The following is a 22,878-nucleotide window of genomic DNA, read 5'->3' as shown; positions in this document are numbered from 1 at the left end:
TTTTTTTATGCGCTTTTCAGCCTAGTGGCTGGTTGTTTTTTTCCGGAAATGGGCGAAGATATAAAGCCATTCCAATGCCGTTTGCCTGTTGAGCGCCGTCAGGTCTTCCGGTAGTCTTTTGTTCAGGATCAGGTAGTTTTTGTATTTGGGATTCTCCGGTACGTAAGTGAATACGAGTAACTCCGGCGATTCGTAATTGGGTTTGTGTTTCTTTTTATTTACCGTTGGGAATATTTTGCAGGAAACGGGCCCAAACGCAAAATCTATTCTGAAAAAATCGTAGGAAGGAACAGAATCCTTGTAGACAATAAACCCCGCTTTTTCCAAAGGGGAGAAAATATCCGATCGGGCGGTGTTACCGTTTTGGTTGTAGAGGCTTATCTCCACGCCTTTTACGGAGTAAAAATGCGTGGCCATTTTGGCCCAAGTGTATGCGTACACGGTGGAAGCGTCCAGATCTTTACCCACAAATTTGATATGGGCTGTTTCGCCTTTGTTTTTTTTCTCTTTAATATATAATCCGATACGTTTCAGTGTGGCTTTTCTATCGTCGCTGATTTCCGGAAAGCTCTTTCTTACTTTTTTGGTAAAATATCTCAGGTTCGGATACAACGACGCTTGGTCTTGCGCCATGGTCGGTTGCCAGAGCGCCATCGCCAAAACGAAAACTGTCGTCAATATCTTCTTCATTCCTGTCCTGCTTAATTTTTTGGTATTAAGTCTTAGGTATTAGGTCTCAGGTCTTGAGTTGGTGTGTATTTTTGACTGGAGATATATCTATCAGGGCAGTTCCTAATACGTAATACCGGATACCAAATACCAACGAGATGAATTTACCAGTTATAAAAGTAATGGGATTAAGGCAGGCTTCAAAGCCCTTGACAGGCTAAAACAATTCATGCGGTTGCGCTTTTTTGGGCAAAAATAAAAACGGAAGACTCTTGGAGCCTTCCGTTTCGGGTTCGACAAAATCAGCTTTGTCAAATAGGTTTTGAGTCGAGGGCCACTTGGTATTCCGGATCCTCGATTACGTTTACGTCTACCAGCTTGCCGGCTTTGCTCAGCAGTCGACGGCAGTCGGAGCTGAGGTGACGCAAATGAAGTTCCTTGCCTTCGCGCTCGTAGCGTTCGGCCAGTTTGTTGATGGCGTCGAGGCCGGAGTGGTCGCATACGCGGGACTCGATGAAGTCCACCACTACTATCTGCGGGTCATTTTTCGGGTCGAATTTCTCGTTGAAGGCTTTTACCGAGCCGAAGAACAACGGGCCGAAAATCTCGTAATATTTTACGCCCTTCTCCTCGCGTTTGCGCGCGCGGATTCGGGTGGCGTTTTCCCAGGCGAAAACCAAAGCCGACACTACGATACCTGCGGCAACGGCGATAGCCAAGTCAAAGGCCACGGTAAGGCCCGATACCAAGATCAGAACGAAAGCGTCGGTAACAGGGATTTTGTGCAGAATACGGAAGCTCGACCAAGCGAACGTGCCGATCACAACCATAAACATAACGCCCGTAAGCGCCGCGATAGGAATCATTTCGATCAATGAGCCGGCGAACAGGATAAAGATCAGCAGAAACAGCGCTGCTGAGATGCCCGAAGCTCTGCCACGTCCGCCTGAGTTTACGTTGATCATACTCTGGCCGATCATGGCGCAACCGCCCATACCGCCGAAGAATCCGGTAACGATATTGGCCGTACCCTGCGCTACGCACTCGCGGTTTGAGTTACCGTGCGTTTCCGTCACTTCGTCAACGAGCGAAAGTGTCATCAACGATTCGATCAGACCGATTGCCGCCAAGATTACTGAATAGGGCAGGATAATTTGGAATGTTTCCCAGTTAAGAGGAACGGTTGGGAAATGGAATTCGGGGAACGATCCGGAGATCTTGGCCAAATCGCCCACGGTACGGGTCTCAAGACCACCGAAGATAACGATAAGCGAAACGATAACGATCGCCGCCAATGAGGACGGAATCGCTTTGGTGAGTTTCGGAAGGAAATGGATAATGGCCATAGTCAAAGCCACCAAACCGAGCATCAGGAACAGAGGCATACCGGTCATCCACTCTTCGGCGCCTTTTGGGCCTACCATAAACTGGCCTTTCTGCGCCAGGAAGATCACGATAGCCAAGCCGTTTACAAAGCCCAGCATTACCGGGTGCGGAATCAGGCGGACGAATTTGCCCAGCCTCAGCACTCCGGCCAACACCTGTATGACACCCATCAGCACCACGGTGGCGAAGAGGTATTCCACACCGTGGTCCGCCACAAGACTCACCATCACTACGGCCAAGGCTCCGGTGGCTCCGGAAATCATGCCCGGGCGTCCGCCGATGGCCGCCGTGATCAGGCCTACGAGAAAAGCGGCGTACAGACCCACAAGCGGATCTACGCCGGCCACAAAGGCGAAGGCCACGGCCTCGGGTACCAAGGCCAAGGCTACCGTAAGGCCGGACAGCACGTCGTTTTTAAGATTGGCGCCATTCAAAGTAAAGTTCTTCAACATTTCTCAGTAATGTTCAGTCTGATTGTATAGTCGATAAATTTTTTCGTTTTCGTTGACGATTTCGTAATCGTCGGGCCGTTAGGCTACGAAGCCCGCAAAGATATGGAAGTGCGGGCGTTATATGAAACTCTTTCCTACTTATGTTCTCGCTTTGTGGGAAGCGTGCCGGCCGGACCGTGAATTTGCCCCCCGTCGGCTGGTCCGGCCACGCTTGCCGATGTCTTAACGTGCTTGTTTCCATTTCATTATAAATAATCCCGCTTCTTAATTTTTGCGAAAGGGTTTATTAATACTACAATAAAGGTCTTGATAGTGAATATTGGTCAAGTCAGGCTACCTTTAGCTGTGTAGAACTTTCACTTCCTAATTAATTGGCTTTGGAACAGCAGACAGACTTTTTCAGATGTGAGGGCGACGTAAATACCACCGAAGCCCGCCGAAAATGGGACGCCGGACACCGTGACCCGGCTACGCGGGATCTTTTGGCAGAAGATGCCCGTTATTTTCTTCACCAATCCATGTCCACGCCCTGTTTGGATGCTCTTTGGGCATGCGAAGGTCCGTGGCTCGAAACTTTGGAGGGGAAAAGGGTTCTGGATTTTCACGGGAACAACGTCCACCAACTCGGTTTCGGAAACTCTTATGTTATCTCAAAGGTATTGGAGCAGATGAGAACCTTGCCTTTCAGCAGTCGGCGCTATACCAACCGCCCGGCGGTGGAGCTGGCTAAGAAGCTGGCGTCGCTGTTGCCCGGGAGTCTCAACCGTTCGCTGTTTGCCCCGGGCGGAACATCGGCCGTGGGAATGGCCGTAAAGCTGGCTCGGGCCGTAACGGGCAAGCATAAGGTGGTTTCGTGTTGGGATTCCTTCCACGGCGCTTCCCTCGACGCCATTTCGGTAGGGGGCGAGGCGGTTTTCCGCAAAGGCATGGGCCCGATGATGCCCGGAGTCGAGCGCGTTCCTCCTCCCGTAACGTACAGAGGTCCGTTCGCCAACCATCCCAAAGGCGACGAAGCCAGCGCCGATTATTTGGAATATGTACTGGAAAAAGAAGGAGAAGTCGGGGCTTTTATAGCGGAAACCGTCCGCAATACCGACGTGCAAATTCCGTCGGAAGCCTACTGGCGTCGTGTGCGAGACATCTGCGACCGTCACGGTGTGTTGCTGATTCTTGACGAAATACCCATAGCCTTGGGCCGGACAGGCCATATGTTCGCTTTTGAAAAGTACGGCATCGAACCGGATATTCTCTGTTTGGGCAAAGGCCTCGGCGGAGGACTCTGGCCAATGGCCGCGATGGTGGCCCGTGACGAATATAACGTGGTCGCTGATGTGTCCCTAGGTCATTATACCCATGAAAAAAGCCCGCTGGGAGCGACGGCAGCTTTGGCTGTGTTTGATTTTATGGAAAAGGAATCGTTGCTGGACAAAGTCCGGGAAGACGAGGCCTATGTGCTCGGGCGACTGTTGAGCATGAAAGAAAAGTACGGTATGATCGGTGATGTGCGTGGTGCCGGATTGCTTTGGGGGATAGAGTTGGTAAAGAATAAAATCACAAAGGAGAAAGCGACAGGTGAAGCCGAACGGATAATGTACCGATGCTTGGAGAACGGCCTAAGCTTTAAAGTGTCCCAAGGAAACGTATTGCAACTAAGCCCGGCCCTTACAATAACCAGAGACGAATTGGCCTTGGCCCTTGACCTGCTGGAAGATGCTTTTTTGTTAGTAAAGAGTCCAGAGTAAAGAGTAAATAGACTGCTCAGATTATTTTAGTAAAGAGCGGAGTAAAGGGTAAATAGACTGTTGACGATCTCAATCCAGATACCTAAGACTTAATACCTCATACCAAATACCAACTCCAAACCATGAAAAAAATCATTCTGCCAGTGTTGGGCCTATGCTTGGCCATGCTGGCGTCCTGTACCCGGCAGGCGTCCACTCGCCGGGCGGATCATGTGGTGCTGATCGGCATCGACGGGCTGAGTGTTGCCGGCGTGCGTAACGCCGAGACGCCCGTGCTCGATAGTTTGATGAACGCTGGGGCGTATACTTTACGTGCCCGGGCGGTATTGCCTACGGTAAGTTCGCCCAATTGGGCCTCGATGGTGACGGGCGTGGATGTGGCACAACATGGCGTAATGGACAATGATTGGGAGCGGGCCGAAATGCGTATTGCGCCGGTTAGCGCCGGGGAAGAGGGGATGTTTCCTTCCGTTTTCTATGAAATCCGTCGGGCTTTGCCGAATGCCAAGATCGGCGCTATCTACGATTGGGGAGGCTTCGGGAGGCTGATAGAGGATTCCATTCCGGATTTGAAGATAAGTCCAAAGGGAGTGGAGAAGACCGTGGCCGAAGCTATCCGCTTTATTAAGGCTGAGCGTCCGGACTTTACGTTTATCCAGCTCGACCATGTGGATCACGCTGGCCATTCGAAAGGGCATGAGACGGAGGCTTATTATCAGGCTGTGGAAGAGGCCGACCGCTTTGTGGCCCGCATTCTGAAAGCTTTGGCGGAAGCTAAAATGGCGCAAAGTACGACGGTGATTATCACTTCCGATCATGGCGGTATAGGTTACGGGCACGGAGGTTTTACGGAAAAAGAAATCAATATCCCAGTGATATTGGCCGGTCCGGGCGTAAAAAAGGGTTACCGAATAGCGGCTCCAGTTTATCAGTTTGATGCGGCGGCTAACGTGCTGTTCGCTTTGGGTGTGGAGCGTCCGGAATCTTGGTTGGGCAAACCTACTGCCATTGCGTATGTGGATGGCCCGTCGGTAAAGACCGCCGGCTTTATGGATCGTATCCCAGCTCCCGAAATTCTTCCGGCGGACAGCGCCGCCTTTTCCGGGTATGGTTTTTTGTCCGAAAACGATTCGGTTACGGTACGTTTCAAAGCGCAGAAGGGCGCCAAAGTTTACTATACCTTGGACGGAAGCTTGCCTACGCAGTCGTCGAAGTTGTATACAGGGCCTTTTGTGTTGGACAGTACGGCGGTAGTGAAAGCCAAAGCTTTCGCCGGTTTTAGCCAACAAAGTAATGTGGCTACATCATCTATTAGGGTTGTGAAAAATAGGGAAGGCCACGGGCTGAGATACGCCTATTATGAGTCAAACGCCTGGACCGATACTTTTCCTGATTTGGCGAAAGAGAAACCGGTAGCCAAAGGCCAAAGCCTTGAGCTAAGGGTGGGTAATATAGACCGCCGGACGCAGAAAGGCGAGAAGCAGATGGCGTTGACTTTTGACGGCTATTTTCTGGCGAAACAAAAGGGCAAATACAAATTCGCTACCCGATCGGACCAAGGAGCCAAGCTTTGGATAGACGGTAAATTGGTAACCGGCAATAAAGACGGAAACGGGATAAGAGAAGAGCGTGGCGATATAAAGCTGGATTCGGGGCGCCATCGTTTGCGATTGGCGTATTTCGATACGGTGGGTAACCGTTGGCTGGACGTGATGGTAAAAGGACCAAACTTGCCGGAGCAGGTTGTGCCCGCTGACTTGCTGTTTCTGGAAGCGGAGTAAGTTCGAACGAATTACTTTGTGAATTTTTCTATTCTGTGTTGTTTCAAAATTCAAAAAAGCCCCGATTATGGGGCTTTTTCCGTAATGAGACGAGTCTGTAGATATATTTTTGATTCGGTAAGTTTTTTGGTTTTGGTCAACACTTTTGTCGTTGGTCATTTGCGGGCTGTCGGTCATCATTAAAAAATGGAAATGGCGGTTGACTGAGCTTCTTTTGTGTCATGGCGGGCGGAGGTCCGGATTATTTTTCCCTAATTTTAAAAAACCATGAAAGAAGGAACGACAGGAAAAAGGCTTGAGCACTTTATAGTGCTGTTAGGAATAGTTACGGTGTTTCTATTCGTGTTCAGTTTTGAATTGTTTAGTAGGGAAAGGCACACTAGGCATGCTCTTGTAGAGGTTCATGTGCTTGTATATATGTTGTATATCGCGCCGCTCTTTTTCGCTTTTCTTAGCGACCGGTTATACAAATTCAGGATGTCGCATCCCTTTAAATATTCAATAGTGCAAGCCATTGTGTTCGGTGTTTATTTTGTTCCGACGCTATTTATCGTGTTAGAATTCGCGAAGGACTTAAAAAACGATATCGAAATACTTTTCGGTTTGTCTTGTGGGATTTACTTTTCCGATAAGGTGTTGATGCTGTTGTCGTATCTCGGGAAAAAGATTCGAAAACCGAAATGGTTCGACAGATGGCCATATAGTAGGGAATTGACAATCTTGATTGGAGCGGTCCTTTTACTTTCGGTTTTTTCGGCATTGATTGATATCAACCGGAAGTCGGCGCTAACATTTCCCGACAACTTTGCGGGAAACTTTTTCGAGTTTTATTTCGGTGGCATGACTAAGTATATCATTCCTAGAATGGTAGTGGCTACCGGAGTAAACCTTCTCGTTTTCTTGACTTGGGCAACTTTGATAGCGATCAACTATCTGGTCCTGATTCCTAAAATGTTGGCTAAGCATAAATACTTGTTGTTTTTGGCGTCCGCTACATTGTGTGTGATCGGTTTCCATATTGTGTTTGCCGAAGTGTTTGAATATTTGCCGCATACTTTTATGAATAAGGAAATATTTAGATGGAAAGATAGGGTGCCGGGGCCTTATATTGGAGTTAATGCGGGAGTGATGATTGTTTCCGTTCCGGTAATCATGATTTACGAATGGTTCAAGCAAAAACAAACCATCGACACGCTGACCCAGCAACGCCTGACCGCCGAGCTGGACGCGCTCAAAAACCAGATCAATCCGCACTTCTTTTTCAATACACTCAACAACCTTTACGCCCTTACGCTTACGCATTCGGAACGGGCGCCGGAGGTGGTGTTGAAGCTTTCTGATATTTTGCGTTACACTATTTACGAATGCCGGGAAGATTGGGTGCCGGTAGGTAAAGAGATCAAATGCTTGCGGGATTATATAGCCCTTCAGGAAATCCGACTGAAACGTCCGGCTAGTATTTCCTTTGACGTGGATGTGGAGGATGAGGCTGTGTTGGTTGCTCCTTTGGTGTTTATTGTTTTTGTGGAGAACGCTTTCAAACACGGTGTGGAAACCGTGGCGGACGGAGCGTACCTCCGAATCTCGCTGAAGTTGGACAAAGGTTTCTTTGTCTTTAACTGCGAAAACAATTATGAGCCGGAAGAGGGGAAAACGCCCGGTATCGGACTGGAAAATGTGCGTAAGCGCCTAGGTTTGCTTTATCCTAATAGCGATCATAGCCTGAAAATAAACAGAACAGATGAAGTTTTCTCAGTGAAGTTGGTGATGAAAGTGCCGAGAAAAAGGGGGGTGATGCCAGAAAAGGTGAAGCCTGAAGTTGATATTATGACGGAAGATGTTTCCGAATCAAATGATTAAAAACGATTTTTAAGGGAAAGGAATTTGGCGGAGCTGGTAAGGTGTCCGCTTTTTCCGTCTCGGATTTTTGACTGGTAATTTTTCCCATATGAAAATAAGAGCGCTGGTAATCGACGATGAGCCTTTGGCTCACGAGATCGTAAAGAAGTACGCTTCCGACATTGACTTTTTGGAAATATCCGGCCACTGCTATGACGCTATGCAAGCCTACGACGCTCTGGATCGTGAGCAGGTGGATATGCTTATTCTGGATATCCGGATGCCGAAGTTAAAAGGGACGGATTTACTGAAATCTTTGCCCCGTGCGCCTCTTACGGTTATCGCTTCCGCTTATCCGGAGTACGCTTTGGAGGGCTTTGAACTCGACGTTTGCGATTATTTGCTGAAGCCTTTTTCCTTTGAGCGTTTTCTTCAAGCTTTGATGAAAGTCCGGCGTCGTCTGAACGATAGAGTAAATCCAACGACAGCTGAGCCTGTAAAGCCTAAAGCGGAACCGAAAAGCGCTGACGCCGATAATTGCCTGTTTCTGAAAGACGGAAAGAAAATAGTGCGGCTTGATGTGGAGGAGATTGATTACCTTGAAAGCTACGGAAACTACGTGAAAGTGTGGCACGGAGGCCAAATGACCATGACACCCGATACGTTGACCGCTTTTGAGAATAGGCTAGGGGAGAAAGGTTTTCTCCGGGTTCACAAATCGTTTCTGGTTCCTTTCCATAAAATCAGGGAAATAGACGGCAACAGGATTTTTATTCGTGAAAACGAAGTGCCTGTGGGCCGCGCGTATCGGAAAGTGCTGGAAGATCGTTTGGGATAACAGTTTTGTGAAAAGAAAAAACGACGCTGGTTTTGGTTACGAAGCCGGCGTTTTGTTTTAGAACATCAAAAAGTTGCGGAACTCGTAAACGCTGAAGAACAGCCTGAAGGAGTAAACGATAAGCGCTATGCCGACCACACGGTTTACGGTACGCATCAGCTTCGGCGTGACGATGTGCGAAAGTTTGTTGGCTAGATGAACCTTGGTGAGGTCCATCGAAAACAGCGCCGCGATGATGCAACAGAAAAAGAAAACTGTCTGGTTTGGCGTGTAATTGTTGTGATTGGCCACACTGCCCACAATTCCCACCCAAAACATAAAGAGGAACGGATTCAGCCCGTTAAGCAGAAAGCCTTTCATAAAATCCCCGAACAGGCCTTTCTTGTCGCTAATTTTGTTGATCGTGTTTTTCTCTTTGCGCGGAAGCATTTCCTCAACCCGCTTCATCAACGAGATGATCCCGAAACCAAGCATTACCGCACCGCCCAGTAAACCGAACCAAGCCTTGAAGTGGTCGTCGCCAGCCCAGCGCGATACGCCGATGTAGCTGACCGTAATGTAAATGGCGTCACTCGACGAAATGCCCAACGCTATTCCCACGCCGGCGGCGAAGCCTTTCTTGATACTTGTTTGAATCAGCGTGAAAAATGCCGGTCCGATCAAAAACGCCAAAGCGACTCCGAAACCTACGCCTTTTATAAATATCCAAATCCAATCCAGCATCTAGGGTTAATTTTATACAGCTTTTATACGGATAAAGTATAACGCTGTCTCCGTTCGCAAATCTCCGCATAGGCGGAAAATAACAAAGCCGAAGTTCGGGAGATCCCGCTCTACGGCAAGAAACAAAGACCAAAGATATATAGATTAGCGCGAACAAAACAAAGACAAAGGTCATAATCAAACTAAGGTCGGAGCCAAAAAATGAACGTAACAGTAGCGGGAACACTCCGCGATTATGGAACAAGCAAGAGAAAACGCCCTGAGGTAAGTGCCTATGTCCGTTTCGCATATAAGGAAACTCAAGGCTTTGGCCTTTGCTTTGTGTGGCGTGCGGAATTCAATACCACTCTTGACGCTGGTTTTTTGCGCGGGCTTCTTAACTTTGCGCTTCGGTTGACGGAATTCAAGAAAATATGAGCATAAAAGTAAACTACGAGCAACTCCGTGACGGGTTGGAAGGAAAAGGAGTGACTTTGGTGGCGGTAAGCAAAACCAAACCACTGGAAATGCTTCGGGAAGCTTATGATGCGGGCGCCCGCGACTTTGGGGAGAATAAGGTACAGGAACTGGTAGGTAAGCACGAGGAACTGCCCCAGGATATCCGTTGGCATATGATTGGTCACCTTCAGCGCAACAAAGTGAAATACATCGCGCCCTTCGTTCACCTTATCCACTCGGTTGACAGTCTTGCTTTGCTCAAGGAGGTTAATAAGCGGGCAGCCAATAATGAGCGTGTGATCAATGTTTTGCTTCAGGTTCATATTGCCGAAGAGGAAACTAAGTTCGGCCTCACTCCGGATGAACTCAAGGAACTGATCGCTTCCGAGGAGTTTGCGGCTTTCGCCAATGTGAAAGTTGTTGGCTTGATGGGAATGGCCACAAACACGGGCGATGAAGAAAAAGTGAGAACAGAATTTTCCGCTTTGCGTAAGTTTTTTGATGAAATGAAAAGCAAAGAGCAACCCGGCAAGTTCGAAATGGACGAACTTTCGATGGGAATGAGCGGAGACTGGGGAATTGCCGTGGAGGAAGGTTCGACAATGATCCGTGTAGGATCGTCAATTTTTGGAGCCAGAAATTATAATATCTAAACGTAAACCTTCGCTTTTATAAACCAGAAGGTCATTTACTGAAAAAGAGGTTGTCTCAAGCTTGGGACAACCTCTTTTTTGGTGAAAGCCGGGCGTTTTATTTTTCGCACACCGTTTCCGATTCCTTGAATACGATTCCGTGACTTTCCAGTTCCGATAATATCGGTTCGTAAATTTCCGGAACAACCGGGCGCTGGACTCCGGTCAGCTTGATGTCTCCCGAAAGGATTTTTTTGACGGCGATTCCCATCGGTAATCCGACAGTGAGCGACATGGCCGTGTTTTCCGAGTCTTCTCCTTCCAAAACCATGTGCGATTCTATCCGGTGGTTCTCTCCGTTTTTGACAAAGTCGAACTTATGCCACATCACGATCATGTCGCGCTCGTCCTCGTTTAGCGTCCATTTTTTCTTGAGAATATGTTCCAGGATTTGCGCTGGCGTTCCTTTTTCAATTCCCACCAGCTCTTCTTCAAACATTCCGAGCCATTTTAGCTTGAACATTTCTTCCGAATCAAGATCGAGTCCCGTGTAGTGGGCGAGTTTCAGTTCTACGGAATCATTTGGATTATAAGACAGGAAAGAATTGATAAACTGGCGGTGCGTCATTTCCGCCACGTTTTCCATTTCGTAGGAATCGTCGGTGGCGCCCAGTTGAACGAAAATATCCCAAGCCCGGCAAAAACTGGGACGCCTGAGCGTACCGCGATAAAGTGTCCGGATACCTTGCAGTCCGTAAATGTCCAGATATTTGAGCGAATCACGGTTGGCGTAGCCTTCGAAATAGCCGTGATCCGGAATATGGATCATCTCTGTCCGGCGGAAAAGCCGGTGGTAAGGAATAAATTTGTAGCGGTTTTCCTGTATGAATTTCACCGTTCCGTTTCCGGCTTTAACCACGTTTCCGGGATTCCAAGTGAATTTGTATTCCCAAGGATTATCGTCGTTTGAAGGAGCCAATAGCCCGCCTGTGAATGTCTCGAAACCAGTTAGTTCGGAACCTTCAATCCGAAGCCGGTCCAACACCAGCATCGCCGACATATGGTCGATGCCCGGATCAAGTCCGCACTCTTTGAGCATTATGATTCCCGCCTGTTTAGCGTCGGCGTCCATCGCTTCTATTTCCGGGCTGACATAAGAAGCGGAAACAAGGTGTTTTTTCAATTTCAGGCAAACCTTGGCCACCAGCGGGTGAAACGTTGCGGGGACCATCGACACGACGACGTCCGCTTCTGAGATTGCTTTTCCCAGATTTTCCTCATCTTTGATGTCAAGCTGTATGGCCTTAGTGTGTTCGGCGCCTTTAGTTTTGGCCAATGCCAATTCACGGTCATAATCGGCTACGGTTACGGACCAGTTTTCGGCATTAGCGTTGGCCGTAAGGTAGCGTATGAGCGATGTGGCAGACCTTCCGGCCCCGATTACAAGGATGTTTTTCATTTTGGTTGTTGTTTGTGTTTGGGTAGGCACAGTTATACTGTTGCTTTGAATATCTAAAAAATATTATCTTTATGCACAATTTTGGAAAAAAATGACAGCGGAGGATTAACAGGGACGTTGTCGGACTGTTCCAAAATATGAACTGTCACAAAAAAGAGAGGGGATATGAAAAGAGTAGCGAAAACCGAAATCACTTGGGAAATTTACGGAAGCTTAGGTGAAATGGAGGAGAAGGATAAGGAGCTGATGCAAATGGCCCGAAACGCTTGCGATAACGCGTATGCGCCTTATTCAGAATTTTTTGTCGGCGCGGCGGTCCGCCTTTCCGACGGAAGAGTGGAGATCGGTTCCAATCAGGAAAACGCTGCTTATCCTTCCGGACTTTGTGCGGAGCGTGTTGCGCTTTTCGGAATTTCGGCCAGATTGGGAGATGTGGAGGTTGAGACCATCGCTGTGGCTGCCCGCCGTTCGGCTCCTGATAGTTTTGTGCCCGTTACGCCATGCGGGAGTTGCCGTCAGGTAATGGCGGAATATGAGTTTAGGCAGGAAAAACCGATCCGTATAATTATGGAACGCGAAGATGAAGAAATGTTGGTTTCGTCATCCGTAGCCGATCTTTTACCCTTGGGATTCTCGAAGAAGAGCCTCTGAAATGCGGGTTATGCTGTTTTACCAAAGCATAATGAGAACATTTTAAGGTGATCCGGTTAATTTTTCCTCATTTTTAATTAATATCGAGTCTTCATAGGATTGTTTGTCCCATTGATATGGGACATTTCATTTCTTAGATAAACTTCGGGATTATATGCGTGAAATGCGGGAAATTGAAATTGCGGAACTCCGAAAACTGACCGAATTCATTGCCGGCAGGTACGGTTACGACTTTAGGAATTATGCTATGTCGTCTTTTAGGCGCAGGGTACAGCGTATATTGGAGCTTTATAAGTTTCCGTCCGTGGCTTGGCTGATTCAGCGGATGGAAGGGGACGCAGATTTTTTCGAAACGTTTTTGTCGGAGTTGACGGTGAATGTGACGGAGATGTTCAGGGACCCGTCTTTTTGGCGCGAGTTACGTGACCACACTTTACCGAATATACTCTTGAACCACGAGAGGATCAATATCTGGCACGCTGGGTGCTCTTCGGGTGAGGAAGTGTATTCAATGGCCATCATGCTGCATGAGGCGGGTTTGCTTGACAGGGTCCGTATCTACGCTACAGACATCGACAAAGGGATACTCGAACAAGCCAGGGGCGGGAGCTATTCGCTCCGGAATATGGAACTGAACGAGAAAAACTATATCCGTTTTCAGGGAAAAAAAGAGCTTAAGGAATACTATACGGTTCGCAACGACAGGGCATGGATGGATAAGAGCCTGTTGCGTTCAGTGACGTTCCGCGAACACGACTTGGTGAAGAGTGAGATCTTCAACAAGTTCGATTTGGTGCTTTGCCGTAACGTCATGATCTATTTTAACCAAACACTCCAAAACGAAGTCTTGAAAAAACTCCATTCCAGCCTTTTCAAATACGGCTACCTTGTGGTAGGATCAAAGGAATCTTTGATTTGGAGCGAGATCGCGAACAAGTTTATCGTGGTGAACAATGAGGAGAAAATCTACAAAAAGATAAGGGAATAAGTGCCCGGCCAAAAAACTCGAATATGTCTCGATTCAGTCTTAACAATAATTACAAGGCAATCGTCATTGGCGGGTCGGCTGGAAGTTTTCAGGTGGTGACCAAAATTCTATCGCAGGTTCCCGCAGATTTCCCGATCCCCATTATAATGTGTCTACACAGGCTCAAGCACGTAAGGCACGGCTTTGTGGAAGCATTGTCTATCAAAAGTGTCAAGGAGATAACCGAACCTTGCGACAAGGAAAACGTCCGTAAGGGAAAAGTTTATTTGGCGCCGGCCAATTACCATTTGGGTATCGAGTTGGGCAATACCTTTTCGTTGTCTACCGAACAGATGGTTAATAATTCCCGTCCGTCTATCGATATCACCATCGAATCGGCCTCTTATGTGTATCGTCACAAGCTGATTGCTATTCTGCTTTCGGGCGCTAATAAAGACGGGGCCAAAGGGATGAAATACGTGAAAGATCGTGGTGGGCTCACGGTGGTTCAGGATCCGTCGGAATGTGTGATTGATACAATGCCTTCTTCGGCAATGAAAGAAACAACAATAGATCATGTGCTAAAGACCGAAGAAATTATTAAGTTTATGAACGACTTGTACAAACTCTACCAATAAGTCCAAATCCATGAAGAAACTTTTTTCGAAACTGGCCGTAGGCTTGTTTTTTCTATACGTTGTCGGGATGTGTGGAGTCCTGTGGTTTTTGAGTGACTTGCCACAACGGATTTTGGCCGAAATCCCTATGGGAGTGGCCGAAACCGAAATGCTGGAGAGCGTCTTGAGAGACGGTTTTTTTGTGACTGCGGGAACCTTGCTTGTCGGTGCTACGGTTTTGTTGTTCCTTTTGCTGGCCAAAACAGGCGAGGCCAAGAAGGAAATCGTTTATGTAGACCGAATTTCCAATAAGAAGGACGTAGAGAAATCCGAAAAGAAGTCCAAGAAGAAAAAGACCACCGATATAGACGAGTTTCGCGAAAGCGTACGCTCTGGAGGCGGAGACGCTGAGGACATGTTGTCAAGACTTTGCAAAACGCTCGACGCCGTTCAGGGTGTCGTATATCAGACGGAAGAGTTCGAAGGTAAACGTTACGCTGTATCGCATGCGGCTTACGCTTTTTCAATGCCCGAGAGCGAACGTCTGAGATTCGAGTTTGGAGAAGGGGTGGTTGGGCAGGTGGCCAAAGAGGGTAATCCCCTTAATGTTGAGAATGTTCCGGAAGGCCATATGCTTGTCCGTTCCGGTTTGGGCGAAGCTTCGCCTCAACATCTTTATGTTACCCCGATCCGTGTGGACGGGAAAGTAAGCGGCGTGCTTGAAGTGGCTTCGTTCAGGAAACTGGATAACAACGACCGGGCGATGGTTGACGCTGCTTCGGAGCTTTTGCTCGATTCGGCCGAAACTGAGGCCGTATGAAGCCTGTACGCTGAAAAATGATTTTTGAACCGATTTTTTCGATACCGAGATTTAAAAAGATAGCACATGTTCGGAAAAATACGAATAGGAGGTAAGATTGCCCTGGCTGTAACATCAGTGGTTATTGTCGCTGTTGTTATAGTGGGAGTCATTACCGTAAAGTTTGTCCGACAGAACGCCAAAAAACAGAACGTGGAGATGCTTCAGAGTGTCAATGCGTTGAAAAGTAGGTGGTTAGAGGATTTTTTCAAAAGAAAAAGGACAGATCTCAGAAGATTTCTCAAAGACGACGAGTTAGCTGAGGCATTGGATGAGATGGAGTTGGCCGATGGTGACCCAACTGAAATCGCATACGCTAAATTGGCCCTCGAGGAGATCTGCAATCATTTGCTCGGTCTTGAGACTATTTCCGCAACCAGGCTTCTGGATAAGGACGGCAATGTAGTTTTCGAACACTTTAACGAGGCAAGCAATAGCAAAAAAACAACTATTGCCAAGGGGGCGCATAGGGACTTGGTGGCTGTTTCGAAAGGGCAGTTGGTTTTCACCAAACCTATAAAGAGCGGAAAAAAATTCTTGGTAAATACCGTGGGCCGTGTCGGGTTGGATGATTTTCATTCCGATTATCATGTAGTGTTTACGCTTGACGTTACTTCGGTTTTCGATTACATAAGTAATAAAGAAGGCTTGGGCGAAACCGGCGAGACGATGATCGCTATGGAGTCCGTCGACAAGGCCGAAATACTTTCTCCTTTGCGCCACGCCAAGGCATCCGAAGTCGGCAATGTTTACTTCAATGACGGAAGAAATCGTGGCCTTCAGCGCTCTGTAAAAGGCGGTGACGGCACAGGTGAATATCAGGATTATCGTGGAAAGACGGTCTGGGGTGTTTGGGCGCATGTGCCTAGCGTTAAGTGGGGAATCGTTACAAAGATTGATAAAGAAGAGGCTGAGAAGCCTATCGAGGGATTGATTTGGGAATTTGCCATTGGTGGATTTTTTATCGCTGTATTGGCTATCTGTATGGCAATCCTGTTCTCAAGACTTCTTATTAATCCGCTACTTTCCCTCAAAGATGTTTTGGGACTGCTAGCCAAAGGTATTCTTCCGAATAAAGTGCCTAAGAAAACCGATGACGAAATCGGTGAGATGGCCAAGACTGTCGGCGATGTTGTGAAATCCCTGAAACGTACGGCCGAGTTTGCCTACCGGATTGGGGAAGGAAAGTACGACGCTGATTATAATCCTCAGAGTAAACACGATACTTTGGGGACCTCATTGATCAATATGAGGGACAGCATTCAGGCCAGTGAGGCCCGGGATAAGGAACGCAACTGGATTGTGTTGGGTGTGGCCGAAGTCGGTAATATTTTGCGCCAGCACGATTCCTTGGAGGTTCTTGGTGACGAGATTCTTGAATTTATCACCAAAAAGATAAACGCTATTCAGGGCGCTTTCTATGTGGTGGAAGAGGACGGGGACAGGCCCGTAATCGACATGAAAGCGAGCTATGCCTATAGCAAGAAAAAATACCTCAAGGCCGAATTTAAATTCGCTGAGGGCTTGGTTGGTCAGGCTGCGGCGGAGCAGGATATGGTTTTGAGAACCGAGGTTCCGGAAGACTATATGCATGTGACTTCCGGTTTGTTGGGTGACGCCAAGCCAAGCTGTATTTTGGTAGTGCCTCTTATTACCGAAGAAAAAGTTTACGGAGTGTTGGAGCTGGCCGGCTTCGAACGTTTTGACGAGCGTAGTATTAAGTTCGTTCAGGAAATCAGCTTGATCATCGCCCGGACAATCTTTAACATAAAAGTTAACGCTCGTACGGTAAGTTTGCTGAACGAATCCCGGAAAATGAGTGACGAACTCAGGGAAAAGCAAGAGATCCTTCGCCAAAACGCCGAGGAAATGCAGGCGACCCAAGAAGAGCTTCAGATGACGAACAGACGTCTGGAAGATCAAATCGAGCAGGTGAATATGGGCCAGACCCGAATGCAACTTCTCTGGGAAAACGCTTCGGAAATTGTGACGATCTACGAACAGGACGGCACAATACGTTATGTCAGTCCGTCCGTGGAACGAATCGTAGGCTATGGTGCTGATGAGTTGGTGGGTACACACCACGTTAAACACGCAATCGGTGAGGGCAAGGATGCTTTTGCGCGAATGTTTACCGAACTGATAGAAAGACCAAACCTGCCGTCTAGCGGGCAGTACGCTTACGAGCGCAAAGACGGTGATACGGTGATGATGGAAGCTACGGGTGTCAACAGACTCTCTGACCCTGCCGTAAGAGGCATCATCATCAACTCAAGGGATATAACAGAAAGACAAAGGGCCGAGCGTGAAGAAAGAATGCGTTCCAAGATGCAGTCGCTTTCCGAAAACTCGCCTGATCTTATCGCGCGTCTCGATCCGGAAGGGAATTTCTTCTACATCAACCCGACAATCGAAACGTATACCGGAGAAACCCCTAACCACTATCAGAAACGTGGTCTTAATGACGTAAATCTTCCGGAGCCGATTGTTAACGCGTGGAATGCTCTGTTGGGGAATGTGAACGAGTCGAGAGGTAAAATTCACGAGGAATTGGCCTTCCCGTCTCTGTTGGGCGACCGGATGACACGGGTGAACGCCATCCCTGAATTTGACGAAACGGAAAATATCGAATCGGTTCTTCTTGTGTCGCATGATATTACGGAGCAGAAGAAGATCGAATCCGAGATTAAGAGTAAGAATAAAAAGATTACCGAAAGTATAAACTACGCGAGTCGTATTCAGGACTCGATATTGCCGAATCAGCAACACCTTCGCAACGCTTTGCCGGAATCGTTTGTCCTTTACAAGGCGAAAGATGTGGTCAGTGGAGACTTCCCGTGGTTTGTGGAAGCCGACGGCGAGATCTTTATCGCCGCGGTGGATTGTACGGGACACGGCGTGCCGGGGGCGTTGATTTCGTTGATCGGTTATTTCCTTCTTAACGATATCGTGACGGGTAAAAAGATCAAGGAACCGGGACGTATTCTCGATTTGCTTGACGACGCCGTAACGAAAACGCTGAGACAGGACGAAGAAGGAGCCATCACCAAAGACGGAATGGACATCGCCCTTTGCCGGATAAACAAAGCGACCGGAAAGGTTCAGTTTGCCGGTGCGCACAGACCGCTTTACGTAATCCGTAACGGGGAACTGGAGCAGATCAAAGGCGACAAATTCCCGATAGGTGGCGGAAAATACCGAAACCAGACCCATTTCACGAACCATGAAGTGGAAACAAGCAAGGGCGACGCCATTTACTTCTGTTCAGACGGATTCCCGGACCAGTTCGGCGGACCGCTTGACAGGAAGTTTGGGCCGAAACGTCTGCGTGAGCGCATATTGGCCCACAGCGCGGAGCCGATGGACGCCCAAGTTCGACTGCTTGACCAGGAATGGGAAGAGTGGAAAGGCGACGGTAGGCAGACAGATGACATGCTGTTGATCGGTATACGGTTTTAATATGTTTAAAAGGAGAAAAAATGCAGCTACGTTTTTATAAATGTTCTGTATTTTATTTATCTTGACCTTAGTATTTGCGATAATATTTCAATTATTTTTCCCGGCTGAGAATGATCTTCACCCAATCTCATCCTAACCAATAGCCTTATGGAATATATCTATGAGTTACATAAAACCATGCGGGACCGGAACCTGATATTGGTGTACGAGGGAGAATTCACTCAAGAGATCACCAAGTCGGTACTGGCCATGGCCGAGCGTAACATGGATTCCATCGGGGAGGAATCAAGCATTAAACGCAAGGTGTTCAACGTGATGGTGGAATGTCTGCAGAATATCGTCAAACATTGTGACGAGCTGAACTCCGAAACGAGCCATGCCGCGGTATTCATGATAGGCAAAGACAACGACAATTACTGGATCACTTCCGGCAATCCCGTTAATCAGGAAAATGTCGACGAGTTGAAAGGCCGGATAGACCGGATCAACAACTTGGACAAGGACGGGCTGAAACAGCTCTACAAAGACATTATAAAGGGCACGGAACTCTCCGACAAGGGCGGTGCCGGCTTGGGATTCGTGGATATGGCACGGAAATCCGGAAACAAGCTGGAGTACGACTTTGTAAAGATGGACGATTCTAGCGCTCAATTTTTTGCCTTGAGCACGCGCATTCCCCGCGGGTGATCTTGGCAACCAAAAAACACACGGATGATGGAGATTATCAATTTAGAGGGGACTGAAGATACCCCAAAGATCTTGCTCGACAAGAAAAACGGAATCTTTGAGATATCGGGAAGATCGTTGCCTGAAGATTCCGCCGAATTTTACCAACCGATTCTCGATTGGATAAAATCTTACGGCGGTGACCCTAATGACAAGACCGAGTTTGAATTCAAGCTTGAGTATTTCAATACTGCCTCTTCGAAACTGATTCTGGATGTGCTTTCAGCTTTGGAAGATATCGACGGAACCAGAATCCTGTGGTATTTCCACGAGGATGACGAGGATATGGAGGAAGCGGGAGAAGAGTTTTCGGAGTTGGTCGATTTGTCTTTCGAGTTCAAGACTTACTGATACTTACGGAATATATTCAAAAGTTGCTTTTCCGGATACTGCGTCGGGCTTTGCCTGTAGGTGGAATCCCCGAAAGCAACTTTTTTGTGTTCAATGGTTTGAGCGCTTATTATGAGTGAGGAAATACTAAAGGCACTGACACGCCTGTTCGCGATTATCACCAAACAGGACGGGGGAGTCACCGAACGCGAAAGGGAATACGTTATTTCCTTTTTCGAACAGGAACTGGATCAGGATACCGTGAAAGAGTACTTGTCGTTGTACGACGAGCTTTCGGGTTTTGTCCAAGAAAAAGAGCCTGTGATTGCCGGTACGGAGGAAGATGGATGCGTCGTAAAGAAAAAACGACGCAGGGCCTCCATGTCCGATTCTGTGAAGACCTTGGCAATCTGTAGGAAGATCAACAAAACCCTGACGCAGAAGCAAAAGGTGGTGGTGTTGGCCAAACTTCTGGAGTTGGTGGCTTCTGACAGGAACCTGACGCGTACCCGGATGGAAATCATCGATACGGTGGCGGATGTTTTTAACATCAGTCCGGAAGACTACCGTTTGGTTTCCGATTTTGTGTTGTATGATGGCGGGGACTGGCCGGAAGATCCCGGAATTCTCATTGTCGCTTCGGAAAGAAAGGAAGGGGCGGAAGCTACCAAATATTTCCGCTCGGAGCTTACGGGAGAGATTCTGTTTATGCACGTGCCGGTCGTGGAGATGTATTTCGTCAAAAACCACGGCACAAACCCTATGTCATTGAACGGTCAGCCGATGCAACCGGGCGGGGTTTATCTTTTCTCGCACGGCGCTACAATCAAAGCTTCGGAAGGAACAGCGCTTTATTATAGCGATTTGGTCGGGCAGTTTCATTCGTCCAGAACAGAAACGCCACTTTCGTTCAACGCCGATATCGAGGAATTTCGTTTTCCGAACGGAGGCGTAGGTCTTCGTAATATCCGCATTTCGGAAGGTCCGGGCAACTTGATCGGGATAATGGGCGGTAGCGGTACGGGCAAAACCACTTTGCTGAACGTATTGGCCGGTTTGGAAAAACCGGGTAAAGGCCAAATACGGATCAACGGAATCGATATCAATACGCCTCAAGGGAAACATGATACTCAAGGAGTGATCGGTTATGTTTCTCAGGATGATTTGCTCATAGAGGAGCTAAGCGTATACCAAAACCTATATTATAACGCGAAGCTTTGCTTTGCGGATCTTCAGCACGAAGAGCTTCACGAAAGGGTGATCGCCGTCTTGACCAGTCTGGGATTGGAGCACCGCAAGGATTTGCGTGTCGGTAACGTGCTGGACAAAACTATCAGTGGCGGTCAGCGCAAGAGGCTTAATATCGCTTTGGAGCTGATTCGCGAGCCGGCGGTTATGTTTGTCGATGAGCCTACTTCCGGGCTTTCGTCCAGAGATTCGGAAAACGTAATCGACTTGCTAAAAGAGCTTTCGCTTAAAGGAAAGCTGATTTTTGTTGTTATCCACCAGCCGTCATCGGACATCTACAAGATGTTCGACAAGATGTTTATTCTCGATACCGGAGGTTTCCCGATTTATTACGGCCATCCGATAGAGGCCGTGACGTATTTCAAGCGTCAGTCGAACCAAGTGGACGCTGACCGCGGGCAATGCGTAACCTGCGGTAACGTGAATCCGGAACAGGTATTCAACATCATCGAAGCCAAGGTGGTGGACGAATACGGCGAGCTGACGAACAAGCGTAAAGTCACGCCGATACAATGGGCTGAACGTTTTCAGGGAGATTATGAAGCGATAGATAAAATTCCTGATGTAGAGGAGAAACCGCAGAATACGCTTAAGATACCGCCGGTTTTCCGCCAGGCGATGATTTTTGCCAAACGGGATTTCCTTTCCAAAATCAGTAATAAGCAATACTTGTTGATTAACCTGTTGCAGGCTCCGGTATTGGCTTTTATACTGTCGTTTATTATTCGATATAATAATAACAGCGAGCAGACCGAGTACCTTTTCAGATATAACGAGAATATTCCGGTCTATATCATGATGGCTGTTATCGTGGCGCTGTTTTTTGGGCTTACGGTCAGTGCGGAGGAGATTATCCGTGACCGGAAAATTCTGAAGCGGGAATCATTCCTTAATCTTAGCAGGAATTCCTACCTGATGTCTAAGATCGGGATTCTGTTTACTCTGTCCGCTATTCAGACACTTATGTTTGTGGTGGTGGGCAATGTGATGCTGGAAGTCAAAGACATGGGCCTGACGTATTGGTCGGTGCTTTTTGCCGTTTCGTGTTTTGCCAATATTCTCGGCCTCAACGTTTCTTCGGCTTTCAATTCGGCCGTTACGGTTTATATCCTGATTCCTTTGTTGATTATTCCCCAAATGGTTTTGAGCGGATTGCTTTTCCGTTTCGATAAGCTTAACGATTTTATCAGTACAAAAGGAGAGGTTCCGGTTGTTGCGGACATTATGGTTTCGCGTTGGGCGTATGAAGCGGTCGCGGTTGATCAGTTTAAGTCGAATCCTTTTACGGAGCCGTTTTTCAAGTTTGAGTCGCAGATGCGCAACGCCGATTTCAAGGCCAGTTATTATGTGAACGAGCTGAGATCGGAACTGGACTACGTTTCGAAAAATATAGGGAGTACGGATTCGGATTCACGCGAGAATGTTGATCGTTACCTGAAGATTTTGGGATATGAACTGGAAAAGGAACCTTATAAAGTGGGCCTGAAATGGTTTGATTCGCAAAAACACCTGACTCGGGATGGCTTCAGCGCTGACGTTTACGAAAAACTGGATGTATATCTGGATAACCTGAAGTCGCATTACTTGGACGAATTCAACCTTGCGAACCGCAAAGTGGATTTGCTGGTGCAATATATGACGGAGAACCGACAGGAAGGCTACAATATCAATGAGCTGAAAAATACGTACTATAACGAAAGTCTGGCGGATCTGCTCAGGAACGTATCGGTAAAACAGCGTATTATCCGCTTTGACGGCAGGCTGGTTCGTCAAATCGATCCGATTTATGAGGAACCGGAAAAGCCAACTTCGCCGTTGAACTACCGGACGCACTTCTTCTCGGCCACAAAGTATTTTGCGGGAATGCAGATTGACACTTTCAGGTTCAATCTGGCCGTTATCTGGCTGTTCTGCATTTTGCTTTACGTGACGCTTTATTATGAAGCTTTACGGAAAATCGTGGACTGGATTAGCAACATTAAGCTTGGACGAAAAAAATAACCGACGTCTATTTTGGCGTTTAATCCGGAAGTGTAAAGGCTTCCGGTTTTTTTGTACATGA

The 22,878-nt window shown here is 47.7% G+C and carries 18 protein-coding genes; 14 read left to right on the top strand and 4 right to left on the bottom strand.

Translation table 11 applies throughout. From position 1 onward, the window contains the following. Window positions 1-21: 21 nt before the first annotated feature. Window positions 22-690 carry a hypothetical protein gene (locus AABK39_RS13535; protein WP_338391871.1) on the bottom strand — a complete coding sequence of 223 codons (669 nt, stop codon included), beginning with the start codon at window positions 688-690 and terminating at the stop codon, window positions 22-24. 290 nt (window positions 691-980) lie between these two features. After that, a complete protein-coding gene (locus AABK39_RS13530) occupies window positions 981-2,507 on the bottom strand; it encodes a SulP family inorganic anion transporter (protein ID WP_338391870.1) in 1,527 nt (508 codons plus the stop codon). Between the two features lie 377 nt (window positions 2,508-2,884). Between AABK39_RS13530 and AABK39_RS13525 the strand changes: the two genes are divergently transcribed. From AABK39_RS13525 to AABK39_RS13510, 4 genes are all read left to right on the top strand, one after another. Beyond that, window positions 2,885-4,249: an aspartate aminotransferase family protein gene (locus AABK39_RS13525; RefSeq protein ID WP_338391869.1), complete on the top strand. Its 1,365-nt coding sequence runs from the start codon at window positions 2,885-2,887 to the stop codon at window positions 4,247-4,249. Window positions 4,250-4,371: 122 nt separating this feature from the next. Further along, complete coding sequence (locus AABK39_RS13520) at window positions 4,372-6,030, top strand: alkaline phosphatase family protein (protein ID WP_338391868.1); 1,659 nt, start codon at window positions 4,372-4,374, stop codon at window positions 6,028-6,030. 267 nt (window positions 6,031-6,297) lie between these two features. Then, window positions 6,298-7,890 (top strand): histidine kinase, encoded by a 1,593-nt coding sequence (locus AABK39_RS13515; protein WP_338391867.1) that lies wholly within the window; start codon window positions 6,298-6,300, stop codon window positions 7,888-7,890. Between the two features lie 88 nt (window positions 7,891-7,978). Next, window positions 7,979-8,707, top strand: a complete 729-nt coding sequence (locus AABK39_RS13510; protein ID WP_338391866.1) for a LytR/AlgR family response regulator transcription factor — start codon at window positions 7,979-7,981, stop codon at window positions 8,705-8,707. 57 nt (window positions 8,708-8,764) lie between these two features. Here AABK39_RS13510 and AABK39_RS13505 read toward each other — a convergent pair whose 3' ends face one another. Beyond that, window positions 8,765-9,430 carry a LysE family translocator gene (locus tag AABK39_RS13505; protein WP_338391865.1) on the bottom strand — a complete coding sequence of 222 codons (666 nt, stop codon included), beginning with the start codon at window positions 9,428-9,430 and terminating at the stop codon, window positions 8,765-8,767. A gap of 201 nt (window positions 9,431-9,631) precedes the next feature. On the opposite strand from AABK39_RS13505, the gene AABK39_RS13500 reads away from it, so the two are divergent. Together AABK39_RS13500 and AABK39_RS13495 are read left to right on the top strand one after the other, a co-directional pair. Then, window positions 9,632-9,847, top strand: a complete 216-nt coding sequence (locus AABK39_RS13500) for a hypothetical protein (RefSeq protein WP_338391864.1) — start codon at window positions 9,632-9,634, stop codon at window positions 9,845-9,847. Beyond that, complete coding sequence (locus tag AABK39_RS13495) at window positions 9,844-10,521, top strand: YggS family pyridoxal phosphate-dependent enzyme (protein WP_338391863.1); 678 nt, start codon at window positions 9,844-9,846, stop codon at window positions 10,519-10,521. Before AABK39_RS13500 ends, AABK39_RS13495 begins: the two co-directional genes overlap by 4 nt. Before the next feature lie 97 nt (window positions 10,522-10,618). On the opposite strand, the gene AABK39_RS13490 is transcribed toward AABK39_RS13495, so the two are convergent. Beyond that, window positions 10,619-11,959 (bottom strand): saccharopine dehydrogenase C-terminal domain-containing protein, encoded by a 1,341-nt coding sequence (locus tag AABK39_RS13490; RefSeq protein WP_338391862.1) that lies wholly within the window; start codon window positions 11,957-11,959, stop codon window positions 10,619-10,621. 165 nt (window positions 11,960-12,124) lie between these two features. Between AABK39_RS13490 and cdd the strand changes: the two genes are divergently transcribed. The 8 genes from cdd to AABK39_RS13450 all read left to right on the top strand — a co-directional run bounded on the left by cdd (window position 12,125) and on the right by AABK39_RS13450 (window position 22,817). Further along, window positions 12,125-12,610, top strand: coding sequence for a cytidine deaminase (gene cdd, locus AABK39_RS13485; protein ID WP_338391861.1), 486 nt, complete (start codon window positions 12,125-12,127; stop codon window positions 12,608-12,610). 154 nt (window positions 12,611-12,764) lie between these two features. Next, complete coding sequence (locus AABK39_RS13480; RefSeq protein WP_338391860.1) at window positions 12,765-13,598, top strand: CheR family methyltransferase; 834 nt, start codon at window positions 12,765-12,767, stop codon at window positions 13,596-13,598. Between the two features lie 23 nt (window positions 13,599-13,621). Continuing rightward, entirely contained in the window at window positions 13,622-14,215 is a 594-nt protein-coding gene (locus AABK39_RS13475; RefSeq protein WP_338391859.1) for a chemotaxis protein CheB, read from the top strand. Between the two features lie 10 nt (window positions 14,216-14,225). Further along, a complete protein-coding gene (locus AABK39_RS13470; protein ID WP_338391858.1) occupies window positions 14,226-15,014 on the top strand; it encodes a GAF domain-containing protein in 789 nt (262 codons plus the stop codon). 66 nt (window positions 15,015-15,080) lie between these two features. After that, window positions 15,081-18,512, top strand: coding sequence for a PAS domain S-box protein (locus AABK39_RS13465; protein WP_338391857.1), 3,432 nt, complete (start codon window positions 15,081-15,083; stop codon window positions 18,510-18,512). 147 nt (window positions 18,513-18,659) lie between these two features. Beyond that, window positions 18,660-19,199 (top strand): SiaB family protein kinase, encoded by a 540-nt coding sequence (locus tag AABK39_RS13460; RefSeq protein WP_338391856.1) that lies wholly within the window; start codon window positions 18,660-18,662, stop codon window positions 19,197-19,199. 27 nt (window positions 19,200-19,226) lie between these two features. Beyond that, window positions 19,227-19,589: a DUF1987 domain-containing protein gene (locus tag AABK39_RS13455; RefSeq protein WP_338394689.1), complete on the top strand. Its 363-nt coding sequence runs from the start codon at window positions 19,227-19,229 to the stop codon at window positions 19,587-19,589. Between the two features lie 111 nt (window positions 19,590-19,700). Further along, window positions 19,701-22,817, top strand: coding sequence for an ATP-binding cassette domain-containing protein (locus tag AABK39_RS13450; protein WP_338391855.1), 3,117 nt, complete (start codon window positions 19,701-19,703; stop codon window positions 22,815-22,817). Window positions 22,818-22,878: the final 61 nt, after the last annotated feature.

The sequence above is a fragment of the Fulvitalea axinellae genome, from assembly GCF_036492835.1.
Taxonomy (GTDB): Bacteria; Bacteroidota; Bacteroidia; order Cytophagales; family Cyclobacteriaceae; genus Fulvitalea; species Fulvitalea axinellae.
The sequence above is the reverse complement of the archived record's forward strand: the minus strand, read 5'-3'. Positions and strand labels throughout refer to the sequence as shown.

Excerpts from the sequence above, each read along its gene's own strand:
- AABK39_RS13515 (WP_338391867.1), top strand. The coding sequence starts at position 6,298 with ATGAAAGAAGGAACGACAGGAAAAAGGCTTGAGCACTTTATAGTGCTG.
- AABK39_RS13520 (WP_338391868.1), top strand. The coding sequence starts at position 4,372 with ATGAAAAAAATCATTCTGCCAGTGTTGGGCCTATGCTTGGCCATGCTG.
- AABK39_RS13460 (WP_338391856.1), top strand. The coding sequence starts at position 18,660 with ATGGAATATATCTATGAGTTACATAAAACCATGCGGGACCGGAACCTG.
- AABK39_RS13455 (WP_338394689.1), top strand. The coding sequence starts at position 19,227 with ATGGAGATTATCAATTTAGAGGGGACTGAAGATACCCCAAAGATCTTG.
- AABK39_RS13480 (WP_338391860.1), top strand. The coding sequence starts at position 12,765 with ATGCGTGAAATGCGGGAAATTGAAATTGCGGAACTCCGAAAACTGACC.
- AABK39_RS13470 (WP_338391858.1), top strand. The coding sequence starts at position 14,226 with ATGAAGAAACTTTTTTCGAAACTGGCCGTAGGCTTGTTTTTTCTATAC.
- AABK39_RS13465 (WP_338391857.1), top strand. The coding sequence starts at position 15,081 with ATGTTCGGAAAAATACGAATAGGAGGTAAGATTGCCCTGGCTGTAACA.
- AABK39_RS13510 (WP_338391866.1), top strand. The coding sequence starts at position 7,979 with ATGAAAATAAGAGCGCTGGTAATCGACGATGAGCCTTTGGCTCACGAG.
- AABK39_RS13495 (WP_338391863.1), top strand. The coding sequence starts at position 9,844 with ATGAGCATAAAAGTAAACTACGAGCAACTCCGTGACGGGTTGGAAGGA.
- AABK39_RS13490 (WP_338391862.1), bottom strand. The coding sequence starts at position 11,959 with ATGAAAAACATCCTTGTAATCGGGGCCGGAAGGTCTGCCACATCGCTC.
- AABK39_RS13530 (WP_338391870.1), bottom strand. The coding sequence starts at position 2,507 with ATGTTGAAGAACTTTACTTTGAATGGCGCCAATCTTAAAAACGACGTG.
- AABK39_RS13475 (WP_338391859.1), top strand. The coding sequence starts at position 13,622 with ATGTCTCGATTCAGTCTTAACAATAATTACAAGGCAATCGTCATTGGC.
- cdd (WP_338391861.1), top strand. The coding sequence starts at position 12,125 with ATGAAAAGAGTAGCGAAAACCGAAATCACTTGGGAAATTTACGGAAGC.
- AABK39_RS13450 (WP_338391855.1), top strand. The coding sequence starts at position 19,701 with ATGAGTGAGGAAATACTAAAGGCACTGACACGCCTGTTCGCGATTATC.
- AABK39_RS13505 (WP_338391865.1), bottom strand. The coding sequence starts at position 9,430 with ATGCTGGATTGGATTTGGATATTTATAAAAGGCGTAGGTTTCGGAGTC.
- AABK39_RS13535 (WP_338391871.1), bottom strand. The coding sequence starts at position 690 with ATGAAGAAGATATTGACGACAGTTTTCGTTTTGGCGATGGCGCTCTGG.
- AABK39_RS13500 (WP_338391864.1), top strand. The coding sequence starts at position 9,632 with ATGAACGTAACAGTAGCGGGAACACTCCGCGATTATGGAACAAGCAAG.